This is a genomic window from Janthinobacterium sp. BJB401, from assembly GCF_013372745.1.
GTDB classification, from domain to species: Bacteria; Pseudomonadota; Gammaproteobacteria; order Burkholderiales; family Burkholderiaceae_D; genus Janthinobacterium; species Janthinobacterium rivuli.
The window spans coordinates 18,774-31,306 of the sequence record NZ_JABXFH010000005.1; the positions used below are offsets into that span (position 1 = coordinate 18,774).

Here is a 12,533-nt window from a genome sequence, read left to right on the forward strand (position 1 = left end):
TCACCAACGCGGGCGCTAACAATGTTGTCGGATTACGCGTGGCCTTCGGCCCCGCTAATCCGACCTACTGGCCGGTCGCGTAGGTCGGATTAGCGAAGCGTAATCCGACACCATTGTTGGCCTCGCAGCGTCAGATTACGCGGCCGACCGGTGTCTGGCGATCACTCGCCGCTCTTGTCCAGCGACACCGTCTTGCTCTCATCGACGGGCAGGCCGAAGATCTGGCGGTAGGCGGCGTAGAACGAGCAATGCATGATGATGGTCAAGATCATCGACAGCGGCATCATCAGTTGCATCATCAGTTGCGTGCGGCCAAAGATGATGGCCAGCAACTGGCTGGTGACGATGCTGATGGCGAACCAGGTGGCGGCGAAGACGATGAAGGCCGACAGCGAACGCCAGACGGCGAAAAAGCTGAAGAACAGGGCCTTGCCCAGGCTGATACGTTGCCAGTAGATCAGCGGCGCGGCAAAGCAGAAGGCCATGGCGGCCGGTACGTACAGCACGATGGCCAGCAGGATGCCCAGGCCAAGGCGCGATTCGGGGATGGCGGCGCGTGCCGCTTCTTCCGTCAGTTGCCCGGTGACCAGTTTCCACAGCAAGCCATCATCGACCAGGGTCGAGGCGCCGATGGCGACGATGGCCATCAGGATGTACAGCACGCCCAGGCCGAACAGGGAAGGAAAGGCTGGCTTGCGGAAGCCCGAGATCAAGAGGCTGGGCAAGACGCGCTTGCCCTGGTCGATATTCAGGCAGCCTTGCACGAAGGCGACGGAAAAGACGGGGACGAGGATGACGGGCAGCAATTGGCCGAGCACGGGCACGATGCTGACGGCCAGCATGCAGAACATATAGCCGAGAAACAGCATCGACATGCCGCCAGGTTGCTTGCGAAACAGGGCAAAGCCTTGTTTCACCCATTGCCAACCTGTACTTGCAGGTAATTTTTCCATGTTTAAAACAGTTCCGGAGCAGGTGTGGCGATACGTTCGCGCAGAATGCGTTCGAAATGCGCCGGATCGTGCGGGGTCAGCATTTCCGCTTCGCGCGGCTGGTAATAATCGTACAGGCGCGACAGCCAGAAGCGCAGCGCGGCGGCGCGCAGCATCGCTTGCCATGCCGTTTGTTCTTCCTGCGTAAACGGGCGCACGGCCTGGTAGGCGTCGAGCAGGGCGCGCACTCTTGCCGTGTCGAGCACGCCCGTGGCCAGGTCCACGCACCAGTCGTTGACGGTGACGGCCACGTCGAACAGCCAGGTGTCGCAACCGGCAAAGTAAAAGTCGAAAAAACCCGTCAGTTGCTCACCGTCAAACATGACGTTGTTGCGGAACAAGTCGGCATGCACAGGACCGCGCGGGATGGCTTTATAGGTATCGCAGGCAGCAAAGGCGTCCTGGAAATGGATTTCCGCGCGCAGCAGATGCGCCTTGGCATCGTCGAGGTGGTGCAAGACCAGCGGCGTGGTGGTGTTCCACCAGTCCAGGCCACGCAGATTCGGCTGTTGCAGGGGGAAGTCCTGCGCCGCCAGGTGCATCTTCGCCAGCATGGCGCCGACGGCCGCGCAATGCACGGCTTGCGGCGCCATCTGCGAGCTGCCGTCGAGTTTGCTGACGATGGCGGCCGGCTTGCCTTGCAGGGCCGTCACCAGTTCGCCGTCCGCATTGGCGATCGGCGCCGGTACCAGCACGCCGCGGTCCGCCAAATGGCGCATCAGTTGCAGATAGAACGGCAATTGCTCGAAACTGAGGTTTTCAAAGATCGTCAGCACATACTCGCCGCGCTCCGTGCTCAGGAAGAAATTGCTGTTTTCGATGCCGGACGCGATGCCCTTGAGCGCCAGAGGTTTGCCGAGTGGAAATTGCGTGATCCACTGGCCGATATCGTCCAGGTGTAGCGCGGTAAAAACTGCCATGGGAAAGAGGGGAATGGTCTAAAAGGTCAAAAAAAGCCGGCTGCCCCGCAGGTGGCCGGGGCAGGGCAGAAGAGAGTGGCTCCTTACTTCGCTGGTGCGGGCGGCGCTGGCGCGTCCGCTGCCTCTTCGTCGCGTTGTTTCTGTTTCTTCTTGCCCAGGTCAAACTCCAGCACTTTCCATTGCGGGCCGCGCAGGGCGCCGCCGTGGGCCTGGTCGGCGCCGGCGGCCGGTTTCATGTAATACGTGCTGCCGCCGCTCGTCACTTTCACTTCGGACGTCACGCCCGCTTCGCGTTTTTCGGTGATCTGCTGCTTGGCCACCGCTGGCGCCACGGTGATCGGCGCTTCGCCCATTTCCTCGATACGTTCGAGCTGGGGTGGCGCGTCGCTCGGTTTGGCCGGCGTCTGGGCGCTGGCAATGGCCGAACATGCCAGCAGGGGCAGGGCGAGGAATGTCCAGAGTGTCGATGTACGCATCATGATGGGTTCGCTTCCATGTGTGGGACTGCAGCGCGTGCAGTGGTGTAATGCCGTCAATTTATCTATAAGGCATTGTAACAAACTGGTAGGCAATGCTGTTTAAATGGGTTGAAATCGGCCGAGGTGGCAGCCCGCGCGCCCGCACGGGGTCGCCAGGGTGGCAAAAACAGCAGGAACGGCACGTGTGGCGGCCAGTGGCGCGGCCCTAAACTCTGCGATAATTGTGCGATATTCCGCCCGTTCGCCGCTGTGTCTTCCCGGCTGGCGCGGCTCACCTTATTTTATTGGCATTATGCAAAACACCCTGCTGTTAGTCGACGGTTCCAGTTATCTTTATCGTGCCTTCCATGCGCTGCCCGACCTGCGCAGCCCGGACGGCTATCCCACGGGCGCCATGCACGGCATGGTCAACATGCTGCGCCGTTTGCGCGCCGATTTCCCGGCCGCTTACATCGCCTGCGTGTTCGATGCCAAAGGTAAAACTTTCCGCGATGACATGTATCCCGAATACAAGGCCACGCGCGCCTCGATGCCGGACGACCTGCGATTGCAGATCGAACCGATCCACGAAGCCGTGCGCGCCATGGGCTGGCCGATCCTGATGGTCGACGGCGTGGAAGCGGACGACGTGATTGGGACTTTGGCCGTGCAGGCGGCGGCCGCCGGCATGAACGTGGTGGTGTCGACTGGCGACAAGGACCTGGCGCAGCTGGTCAACAGCCAGGTGACCCTGATCAATACCATGAGCAATGAAAAGCTCGACGAAGCGGCCGTGCTGGTCAAGTTCGGCGTGCCGCCGAACCGCATCATCGATTACCTGTCGCTGATCGGCGATACCGTGGATAACGTGCCGGGCGTGTCGAAATGCGGCCCGAAGACGGCCGTCAAATGGCTGACCTTGTACGACAGTCTGGAAGGCGTGATGGAAAATGCGGCCAAGGTGGGCGGCGCCGTCGGTGAAAACCTGCGCACGGCCCTGCCATGGTTGCCGCAAGCGCGCGCCTTGATCACCGTCAAGACCGATTGCGATTTGTCGGAGCACATGACAACGATCGCCGACTCGCTGGTGGCAAAACACGAAGACAAGGAAGCGCTGCTGGCCTTCTTCAACCGCTACGGCTTCAAGGCCCTGCTGCGCGAATTGGGTGCGGCACCGCCGCCGATGTCGCCGGTCGGTGCACCTGTTGCCGGCGGTGCTGTTGCCAACACGACCGGCGACATGTTTGCCGATGCCGCGCCAGCGGTGGAAGCCGTGTATGAAACCGTGCTGACGGATGAGCAGCTGGACAAATGGATCGCCCTCATCGATGCGGCGCCCCTGACGGCCGTCGACACGGAAACCACCTCGCTGGAACCGATGACGGCGCAAATGGTCGGCATTTCCCTTTCGGTGGCAGAGCACGCCGCCTGCTACATCCCGCTGGCCCACGATTACGCGGGCGCGCCGGAACAATTGACGCGCGAACACGTGCTGGCGAAACTGCGCCCGTGGCTGGAAGATGCCAACAAGCCCAAGCTGGGCCAGAACCTGAAATACGACAGCCATATCTTCGCCAACCATGGCGTGATTCTGCGCGGCATCGCCCACGATACCTTGCTTGAATCGTATGTGTTCGAGTCGCACAAGAAGCACGACATGGACAGCCTGGCCCTGCGCCACCTGAACTATACGACGATCCCGTTCGAGGACGTGTGCGGCAAGGGCGCCAAGCAGATCACGTTCAACCAGGTGGAAGTGGAGCAGGCGGCGAAATACGCTGCCGAGGATGCGGACGTCACCTTGCGCTTGCACAATGCCATGTGGGGCAATGTGGCCAACGATGAAAAACTCACCTTCATCTATGAAAAGATCGAGATGCCGACGGCTGTGGTCTTGCAAAAGATCGAACGCAACGGCGTGCTGATCGATGACGAATTGCTCAACATCCAGTCGGCCGAGCTGGCCGTGAAAATTCTCGAGCTGGAAAAGAAGGCGTATGAGCTGGCCGAGCAGCCGTTCAACCTCGGTTCGCCCAAGCAGATCGGCGAAATCTTCTTTGAAAAGCTGAAACTGCCGGTGGTCAAGAAAACCCCGACGGGCGCGCCATCGACGGATGAAGAAGTGCTGCAAAAGCTGGCCGAGGATTATCCGCTGCCGAAAGTGCTGCTCGAATACCGCGGCATGGCCAAGCTGAAATCGACCTATACCGATAAATTGCCGAAGATGATCAACGTCACGACGGGACGCGTGCATACGAACTATGCGCAAGCCGTGGCCGTGACGGGACGACTGGCGTCGAACGACCCGAACTTGCAGAATATTCCCATCCGCAGCGCGGAAGGGCGCCGCATCCGCGAAGCGTTTATTGCGCCGCCCGGCAGCCACATCGTTTCGGCCGACTATTCTCAAATTGAATTGCGCATCATGGCGCATATCTCGGGCGACGAAGCCATGCTGCGCGCGTTTGCCGACGGCATCGATATTCACCGCGCCACGGCCGCCGAGATCTTTGGCGTGCCGGCTGCGGAAGTGCAGAACGAACAGCGCCGCTACGCCAAGGTCATCAATTTCGGCTTGATCTACGGCATGAGCGCATTCGGCCTGGCCGGCAACCTGGGCGTGGACCGCACGGCCGCGCAAAGCTATATCGACCGATATTTCGCCCGTTTCTCGGGCGTGAAACAGTATATGGAAGACACGCGCCAGCAAGCCAAGGCGCGCGGCTACGTGGAAACCGTGTTCGGCCGCCGTTTGTGGCTGCCGGAAATCAATTCGCCAAACGGCCCGCGCCGCCAGGGTGCGGAACGGGCGGCGATCAATGCGCCGATGCAGGGCACGGCCGCCGACCTGATCAAGCTGGCCATGATCGCCGTGCAAGGCTGGCTGGAAACGGACAACTTGCAAACAAAAATGATCATGCAGGTGCACGATGAACTGGTGCTGGAAGTGCCGGACGCGGAGCTGGAACTGGTCAAGCGCAAGCTGCCGGAACTGATGGCTGGCGTGGCCGCGCTGAAGGTGCCGCTGACGGCGGAAGTGGGCGTCGGCAAGAACTGGGACGAAGCGCATTAACCATCTGACATAGCTGCAATGACCGTAGGTCGGCTTAGCGCGCAGCGCGTAAGCCGACATTTTTTGTCAACACACCCTTCAGGAGAAACGCATGAGCGACATGATCACCGATTGTGAAAGTTTGCTGGGCCAGAGTAGCTTGTCCGGGCCGGATGGCCGGCGTGGTTTCCTGAAGGTGGCGCTGGGCACGGGCTTTGCCGTGGCCGTATTGCCCGTGGCGGCGCAAAACGTCATCAAGACGGATTCCGCCGGGCTTGTCACGGGCAGCATGTCGGTGATGGTCGATGGCCAGGCCGTGCCCGTGTACGCGGCGCAGCCGGAAGGCAAGACGGGTTTGCCCGTGGTACTGGTCATTTCGGAAATCTTTGGCGTGCATGAACATATCGCCGACATGGCGCGCCGCTTCGCCAAGCAAGGTTATCTGGCGCTGGCGCCTGATTTGTTCGTGCGCCAGGGCGACCCGACCAAGGTGGGCAGCATCCCGGAATTAATGAAAGGCATCATCGCCAAGACGCCGGATGCGCAAGTGATGGCGGACCTCGATGCGGTGGTGGCGTGGGCGAAACAGAATGGCGGCGACACGAGCCGCCTGGGCATCACGGGTTTCTGCTGGGGCGGGCGCATCACGTGGCTGTACGCGGCGCACAATCCGGCCGTCAAGGCGGGCGTGGCCTGGTATGGCCGCCTCGTGGGCGAACCGACTCCTTTGCAGCCGAGCAACCCCATCGATATCGCCGCCACCCTGAAGGTCCCCGTGCTGGGTTTGTATGGCGGCAAGGATACGGGCATCAGCCAGGAATCGATCGGCAAAATGAAGGATGCGCTGGCCAAGGGCGGCAACAAGTCGGAATTCGTCGTGTATCCCGATGCGGGCCACGCCTTCAATGCCGATTACCGCCCCAGTTACGTGGCGGCCGATGCGAAAGACGGCTATGCGCGCTGCCTGGCCTGGTTCAAGCAGCACGGCGTGGCGTGATCGGCAACAGAAAAACACCGCATTTCCCAGAAGTTAACGCGAAAGGCGCACCGGGCTGTAAAATGCCCGCTGCGCGCCAATGCAGTACAATTGCATCTTCATCGCGCGACGCTGCCGCCAGACGCGCAAATGTAAACAATAGATAACAACGCATTCATCAGGCCAGACGCCAGCATCGCGGGCGCCAGTGACCCGGCGCCATTTTGAGGTAAGAAAATCATCGATCCCGTCCTTATATCCATTTTGCTCGCGACCACGATCGCGGGCGTGTTCAGTATTACCGCGGCGGCGATCTTTTCGTTTGCATTCCTGTCCAAAGTGGTCGAGCGCATGGTCAGCTTGTCCGTCGGCATCATGTTGTCGACGTCCCTGCTGCACGCCTTGCCCGAAGCGTTTGAATCGCAGGCGGACCCGCGCAGCCTGTTCGCCACCCTGCTGGCGGGCTTGCTGGCCTTCTTCATGCTGGAAAAATTCGCCATCCTGCGCCATTCGCACCACCATGAAGGCGATGGACACCACCATGCGCACGGCCACGACAAGCACGAAGCGGGCAAGGCCGGCTGGATGATCCTGGTCGGCGACGGCATGCACAATTTTACGGACGGCATCCTGATCGCGGCCGCCTTCCTGGCCGACCCGAAGCTGGGCCTGGTGACGGGCCTGGCCATCATCGCGCATGAAATCCCGCAGGAAATCGGCGATTTTATTGTACTGCTCAACGCCGGCTTCTCGCGCCTGCGTGCCTACATCTTCAACCTGCTGTGCAGCCTGATGGCGGTGGCGGGCGGCTTGCTCGGCTATTTCACCCTGGACCGCGCCAGCAATCTGATTCCTTACGTGCTCGTGTTCGCCTCGTCCGGCTTCATCTACATCGCTTTGAGCGACCTGATGCCGCAGATGCAGCGCCGCGCCACCTTGCGCGAAACCATTCCGCAAGTGCTCTTGATCGCGCTGGGCGTGTGCATCGTGCTGTTCCTGACGCATAGGCGCCACGGCGGTTGATGTACTGACTGTGTGGGTGTAGTATTGCCTTTCTGACTAACTTGCACAGAAAGGAGGAAAATATGGAAATTTTTATGCTCGCCCTATGGGATGCGCGTTCTTTAAGCACATTTGCCAGCTCTTGCCCACGTTCTATCGCGCTGCGATAACCTGGCCAGAGCAAAGTTACCCTCCTCCACGAGTCCTTTCCTGGTACTCCGTTGTCGTTAGCGCTCCTGTTAACGCGGATGCTTGCATCCCGAACAAAGACAAGAGCCATGACTACCCTTATCTCGACACAAGCTTTACAACTGGATACCCACGACGGTTTTCTGTTCAATGAACTCGCCTTTACCTTGCGCCAGGGCGACCGCATCGGCCTGATCGGCCACAATGGCTGCGGCAAATCCACCTTGCTGGGTCTGCTCAGCGGCACGCGCGAAGCCACGTCCGGCACCATCCACTACGCCCGCGCTTGCCGCTTGCAGCATGTGGAGCAGCATTTGCCGGCCGAACTTGCCAACCTGAGCCTGTACGACGCCTTGCTGGCGCCCGTGCTGGAGCAGCCGGAACTGCATTGGCGGGTCGACAGCCTGCTGGCTGAACTGGGTTTCGACCAAGAAACCGCGCAAGTGCCCGTGCACTCGCTGTCCGGCGGCCAGCACACGAGATTATTGCTGGGACGCGCCCTGCTGCAGGAGCCGAACGTGCTGCTGCTCGACGAACCGAGCAATCACCTGGACTTGCCGTCGCTGCTGTGGCTGGAGCAATTCCTGCTGGCCTGGCGCGGTGCCTTCATCCTCGTCTCGCACGACCAGCGCCTGCTCGACAATGTTGCCACGCGCAGCTGGATCTTGCGCGATAGCCGCCTGTACGACTTCGACTTGCCGTGCGGCCCCGCGCTGGCGGCGCTGGCCGAAGCCGATCTTGCCGCGGCCGCCCGCCATGCGGCCGAACAGAAGGAAATCGACCGCTTGGCCGTCAGCAGCACCCGCCTGGCCCTGTGGGGCAAGATCTACGATAACGTCGGCATGGCGCGCAAGGCCAAGAGCATGCAGCGGCGCATCGACAAGCTGCAGGATGAACAGTCGTTCGTCAGCGACGGTGCGCCGTGGTGTTTGCGCCTGCGCGGCAAGGCGCTGGCAGCCGACCAGCTGCTGGCGCTGGACGAACTCGATGTGCGCGCCGTGCCCACGTCTGCCGTACTATTCCGGGTCGGCCAGCTGTGGCTGAAACCGGGCGACCGCATCGCCTTGCTGGGCGCCAACGGCAGCGGCAAGTCGTCCTTGCTACGGCTGTGCTGGCAAGCGATCCAGGCACAGGAGGAGCGCAGTGACTTGCGCTACCACCACGCCGCCAACATCGGTTACTACGACCAGTCGCTCAAGCAGCTGGCCGATGATGCCGACCTGCCTGACGCCCTGTATCCGTTTGCCGTGCAGAACGAGGCCGCGCGCAGCCAGGTGGCGCGCAAGCAGGCCTTGATTGCGGCCGGCTTTCCGTATGCGCGCCATGGCCAGACAGTCGCGACCCTGAGCGGCGGCGAGCGGGCGCGGCTGCTGTTCCTGGGCTTGTCCCTGGCCAGCTACCACTTGCTGCTGCTGGACGAACCGAGCAACCACCTGGACATGCAGGGCAAGGCGGAACTGGGACTAGCCTTGCGCGGCTTTGCCGGCGGCTGTTTATTGGTGTCGCACGACCGCGATCTGATCGAGACGGCCTGCAACCGTTTTTGGGTGGTGGCCGATGGCGGGCTGGAAGAGTGGCCGGATGCGGCCAGCGCGTATGCACGGCTGAGCGCAGAGGATGGGCAAGCGCTGACGCCCGCGCCAAGAGTGGAGCAGGTGTCTGCGGTACTGGCGGACATCGACGTGCAGCTGGAGCGCTTGTGTGAACTGGAGCAATTGCTGGCCGAGGACCTGGCACGCAAGCCGCGCCACCAGAAGCCGGCCAGCCAGCAGGCGTGGCTGGCAGAACTGGAACGTTTGAATCAAGCGCTGGGGATAACGTCGTAGTTATCCACTGGTAAGAAAATGGCGGACCAGTTGGTCCGCCATTTTTTAATTCCCCGTCGCCACGGGCCGCGCCGGATCGGCACACCATTCGCTCCACGAGCCCGGATACAGGGCCGCACCAGGCAGACCGGCCACTTCCAGGGCCAGCAGGTTGTGGCAAGCCGTCACGCCGGAGCCGCACTGCAGGATGGTGGCTTGCGGCGAGGCGATCAATGCGCTGAAGTCGCGCTGCAGTTCATCGGCGCTTTTGAAACGGCCGTCCGCCTGCAAGTTGTCCTTGAAAAAACGGTTTTTCGCGCCGGGGATATGGCCGCCGACGGGGTCGATGGTTTCGTTTTCGCCGCGATAACGGTCGGGTGCCCGCGCGTCGATGACGGTCAAGGCCTGGGTTTCCAGGTTGGCGATGACGTCCTGCACGCTGACCGTGCGCGTCAGGCTGGCTTTTTCCGTCAGGGTGCCGACAGGGCGGGGCGCCACCGGCGTGACCAGGGGCAAGCCTTGCGCCTGCCAGGCGGCCAGGCCGCCGTCGAGCACGGCGACGGCTGGATGGCCGACCCAGCGCAGCAGCCACCACACACGGGCGGCGAACATGCCGCCCTGGCCGTCATAGGCGATCACTTGCGTGTCGTCATCGATGCCCCAGCCACGCAGAGTGGCCAGCAGGGCGTTGCGCTCGGGCAAGGGATGCCGTCCCGTAAATGCCGCACCGCGCGCCGTCTTCGGGCCGGACAGGGCCGTGTCGATATCGGCGAACTGCGCGTTCTGGATATGGCCGGCGGCAAACGCGTCGCTGCCGGCGGTCGGGTTGAGCAAGTCGTGGCGGCAATCGAGGATGACCCAGTTGCTGTCATTCAGGTGGTCGGCCAGTTCGCTGGCCTGTAACAAGGTGGTGTACATCGGAAATGCTCCTTTACACTTCGCTGGCAATCGGATCCGTGCGCGCGATCGCCGCGCCACGGGCCGTGTTGCGGGTATTGTAATAGGTTGCCGCGATGCCGGACGCGAGAATGATGCCGATGCCGGCCCAGCCGTGCCAGTCGAACAGGTCGCCAAAGATCACCACGCCCCAGAAGCTGGAAAAGACGATGCCCGTGTATTGCAAGTTCGCCACCACGAGGGTCTTGCCCAGGCGATAGGCGCGCGTCATGGCCATCTGCGCCATGGTGGCGCACAGGCCGATGGCGGCCAGCAAGCCGATGCCATAGCCGCTCGTGTGCGCGTGCCAGACGACGGGGCCGCCGCCAGCGCTGGCCACGTGGCCGATCACGCCGGCCAGGAAGTTGACGACCGAGAAATAAAACACGACCCGGTATTCGGGTTCGCCCAGCAAGCCCAGCTTGCGCACCTGCAAATAGGCGAGGGCCGACAGCATGCCGGAAATCAAGGCCGTGATGGCGCCGGCCGCCTGGTCCGTTTCGAACACGGGTTGCAGCAGCAGGGTCACGCCGACAAAGCTCATGGCAATGGCCGCCACCAGCGGCCACTCGACTTGTTTTGTTGCTTTCCACCAGCCGCCGGCCAGCAGGATCACGGCGATCCAGATGGGCGCCATATAGTTCAGGGTCATGGCCGTGGCCAGCGGCAGGATGGCGATGGCATAAAACCACAGCCACAGGGCGATCACGCCCACCACGCCGCGCCACAGATGCTGGCCCGGCATCGTGGTTTTAAAACTGCCGCCCTGGTACAAAATCGTGCAGCTCATGACGGTCATGCCGATGATGCCGCGGTACATGACGATTTCGGACGTCGAATACATATCCGACGCCAGTTTGACGCACACTCCCATGATGGCGAACATGAAACTGGCAAATAGCATCCAAAGCGATTGCATGAGAAATCCTGACGATGAAAAAGAAAAGGCCGCGCAATGCGGCCCTGGAGGGAATTATAGTTCGATATTATTGCGGTACCACTCGTGGAAATGCTGCATGCCGTCTTCCATGGGCGACTGGTAAGGGCCCACTTCGCTCACGCCGCGCGCCATCAGGGCCTTGCGGCCGGCATCCATGCGCAGGGCGATTTCATCGTCCTCGACGCAAGTTTCCATGTAGGCGGCCCGTTCCGCTTCGACGAAGTCGCGCTCGAAAAGCACGATTTCTTCCGGATAATAGAACTCCACCACGTTGCGCGTCTTTTGCGGACCGTCGGGCCACAGGGTCGAGACGATCAGCACGTGCGGATACCATTCCACCATGATGTTCGGATACAGGGTCAGCCAGATGGCGCCATACGGTGGCGCTTCGCCGCCACGGAATTGCAGCACCTGCTCCTGCCACTTCTTGTAGGCGGGCGAGCCGGCCTGCTGCAAGCCGCGGTGCACGCCCACGGTTTGCACGCTGTAATCCTTGCCGAACTCCCAGCGCAGGTCGTCGCAGCTGACGAAGCTGCCCAGGCCCGGATGGAACGGTTCGACGTGATAGTCTTCCAGATAGACTTCGATGAAGGTTTTCCAGTTATAGTCGCACTCGTGGATTTCCACGTGGTCGAACATATAGCCGGAAAAATCGAGTTCTTTCGAGACGGACAAATCTTTCAATTTTTCCATTACGTTGTAGCCATTTTGCTCGAACAGCAAGCCATTCCAGCTTTGCAGCGGCGTTTTCGACAGGTTCAGGCACGGCGTCTCGGGGAAATGCGGCGCGCCGATCAGTTCGCCCTTGAGGTCGTAGGTCCAGCGGTGCAGCGGGCAGACGATGTTGTTTGCATTGCCGCGGCCATTGAACATCAGCGCCTGCCGGTGGCGGCACACGTTGGACAGCACTTCGATGCCATTGGCGTTGCGCACGAGCATGCGCCCTTCGTTCTCAGACGCCAGGGTCGCAAAATCGCCGGTTTCCGGCACCATCAGCTCATGCCCGACATAGCGCGGGCCGGCTTGGAACAATTGCTGCATTTCACGCTGCAACAGCGTTTCGTCAAAATAGACGTGGACCGGAAGTTGCGCGTTTGAGCGCGCCAGCTTGGCGTGAGTAGCCAGATCGGACATCCCAACCCCCCATAAATGTACAACGGTCAGCAGTGCCCCAGGCCATTCCCTGGGCAGCCGCTACAGAGAGAAAGAATCCGCAAAGACCTGAATTCAAATTTGTTGAAACGGTATTTCGGACAGAACCGG

At 61.3% G+C, this 12,533-nt stretch carries 9 protein-coding genes and 2 pseudogenes; 5 read left to right on the plus strand and 6 right to left on the minus strand.

What is annotated here, in order from left to right:
- Positions 1–161 precede the first annotated feature (161 nt).
- The 3 genes from HWE17_RS05240 to HWE17_RS05250 all read right to left on the minus strand — a co-directional run bounded on the left by HWE17_RS05240 (position 162) and on the right by HWE17_RS05250 (position 2,391).
- Entirely contained in the window at positions 162–953 is a 792-nt protein-coding gene (locus HWE17_RS05240; RefSeq protein WP_176388054.1) for a BPSS1780 family membrane protein, read from the minus strand.
- 2 nt (positions 954–955) lie between these two features.
- Positions 956–1,912 carry a homoserine kinase gene (locus HWE17_RS05245; protein WP_176388055.1) on the minus strand — a complete coding sequence of 319 codons (957 nt, stop codon included), beginning with the start codon at positions 1,910–1,912 and terminating at the stop codon, positions 956–958.
- An 83-nt stretch (positions 1,913–1,995) separates the two neighbouring features.
- Positions 1,996–2,391 carry a hypothetical protein gene (locus tag HWE17_RS05250; protein ID WP_176388056.1) on the minus strand — a complete coding sequence of 132 codons (396 nt, stop codon included), beginning with the start codon at positions 2,389–2,391 and terminating at the stop codon, positions 1,996–1,998.
- Between the two features lie 292 nt (positions 2,392–2,683).
- Between HWE17_RS05250 and polA the strand changes: the two genes are divergently transcribed.
- The 4 genes from polA (at position 2,684) to HWE17_RS05270 (ending at position 9,415) form a co-directional block, all read left to right on the plus strand.
- Entirely contained in the window at positions 2,684–5,443 is a 2,760-nt protein-coding gene (gene polA, locus HWE17_RS05255; protein ID WP_176388057.1) for a DNA polymerase I, read from the plus strand.
- 91 nt (positions 5,444–5,534) lie between these two features.
- Entirely contained in the window at positions 5,535–6,419 is an 885-nt protein-coding gene (locus tag HWE17_RS05260) for a dienelactone hydrolase family protein (protein ID WP_035824644.1), read from the plus strand.
- A gap of 243 nt (positions 6,420–6,662) precedes the next feature.
- On the plus strand, positions 6,663–7,421 hold the full coding sequence (locus tag HWE17_RS05265; RefSeq protein ID WP_176388058.1) for a ZIP family metal transporter: 759 nt from the start codon (positions 6,663–6,665) through the stop codon (positions 7,419–7,421).
- A gap of 257 nt (positions 7,422–7,678) precedes the next feature.
- Positions 7,679–9,415 carry an ABC-F family ATP-binding cassette domain-containing protein gene (locus HWE17_RS05270; RefSeq protein WP_176388059.1) on the plus strand — a complete coding sequence of 579 codons (1,737 nt, stop codon included), beginning with the start codon at positions 7,679–7,681 and terminating at the stop codon, positions 9,413–9,415.
- A gap of 45 nt (positions 9,416–9,460) precedes the next feature.
- Here HWE17_RS05270 and HWE17_RS05275 read toward each other — a convergent pair whose 3' ends face one another.
- On the minus strand, positions 9,461–10,312 hold the full coding sequence (locus HWE17_RS05275; RefSeq protein WP_176388060.1) for a sulfurtransferase: 852 nt from the start codon (positions 10,310–10,312) through the stop codon (positions 9,461–9,463).
- 494 nt (positions 10,313–10,806) lie between these two features.
- Here HWE17_RS05275 and HWE17_RS28935 point away from each other — a divergent pair.
- A pseudogene (locus tag HWE17_RS28935) lies at positions 10,807–10,902 on the plus strand (hypothetical protein); the annotation flags it as partial.
- On the opposite strand, the pseudogene HWE17_RS28940 reads toward HWE17_RS28935, so the two are convergent.
- Both HWE17_RS28940 and HWE17_RS05285 read right to left on the minus strand, forming a co-directional pair.
- Positions 10,857–11,249 (minus strand): annotated as a pseudogene (locus HWE17_RS28940) (EamA family transporter); the annotation flags it as partial. The pseudogenes HWE17_RS28935 and HWE17_RS28940 sit on opposite strands and share 46 nt — an antisense overlap.
- A 54-nt stretch (positions 11,250–11,303) precedes the next feature.
- On the minus strand, positions 11,304–12,404 hold the full coding sequence (locus HWE17_RS05285) for an aromatic ring-hydroxylating dioxygenase subunit alpha (protein WP_035824656.1): 1,101 nt from the start codon (positions 12,402–12,404) through the stop codon (positions 11,304–11,306).
- Positions 12,405–12,533: the final 129 nt, after the last annotated feature.

Excerpts from the sequence above, each read along its gene's own strand:
- HWE17_RS05240 (WP_176388054.1), bottom strand. The coding sequence starts at position 953 with ATGGAAAAATTACCTGCAAGTACAGGTTGGCAATGGGTGAAACAAGGC.
- HWE17_RS05245 (WP_176388055.1), bottom strand. The coding sequence starts at position 1,912 with ATGGCAGTTTTTACCGCGCTACACCTGGACGATATCGGCCAGTGGATC.
- HWE17_RS05250 (WP_176388056.1), bottom strand. The coding sequence starts at position 2,391 with ATGATGCGTACATCGACACTCTGGACATTCCTCGCCCTGCCCCTGCTG.
- polA (WP_176388057.1), top strand. The coding sequence starts at position 2,684 with ATGCAAAACACCCTGCTGTTAGTCGACGGTTCCAGTTATCTTTATCGT.
- HWE17_RS05260 (WP_035824644.1), top strand. The coding sequence starts at position 5,535 with ATGAGCGACATGATCACCGATTGTGAAAGTTTGCTGGGCCAGAGTAGC.
- HWE17_RS05270 (WP_176388059.1), top strand. The coding sequence starts at position 7,679 with ATGACTACCCTTATCTCGACACAAGCTTTACAACTGGATACCCACGAC.
- HWE17_RS05275 (WP_176388060.1), bottom strand. The coding sequence starts at position 10,312 with ATGTACACCACCTTGTTACAGGCCAGCGAACTGGCCGACCACCTGAAT.
- HWE17_RS05285 (WP_035824656.1), bottom strand. The coding sequence starts at position 12,404 with ATGTCCGATCTGGCTACTCACGCCAAGCTGGCGCGCTCAAACGCGCAA.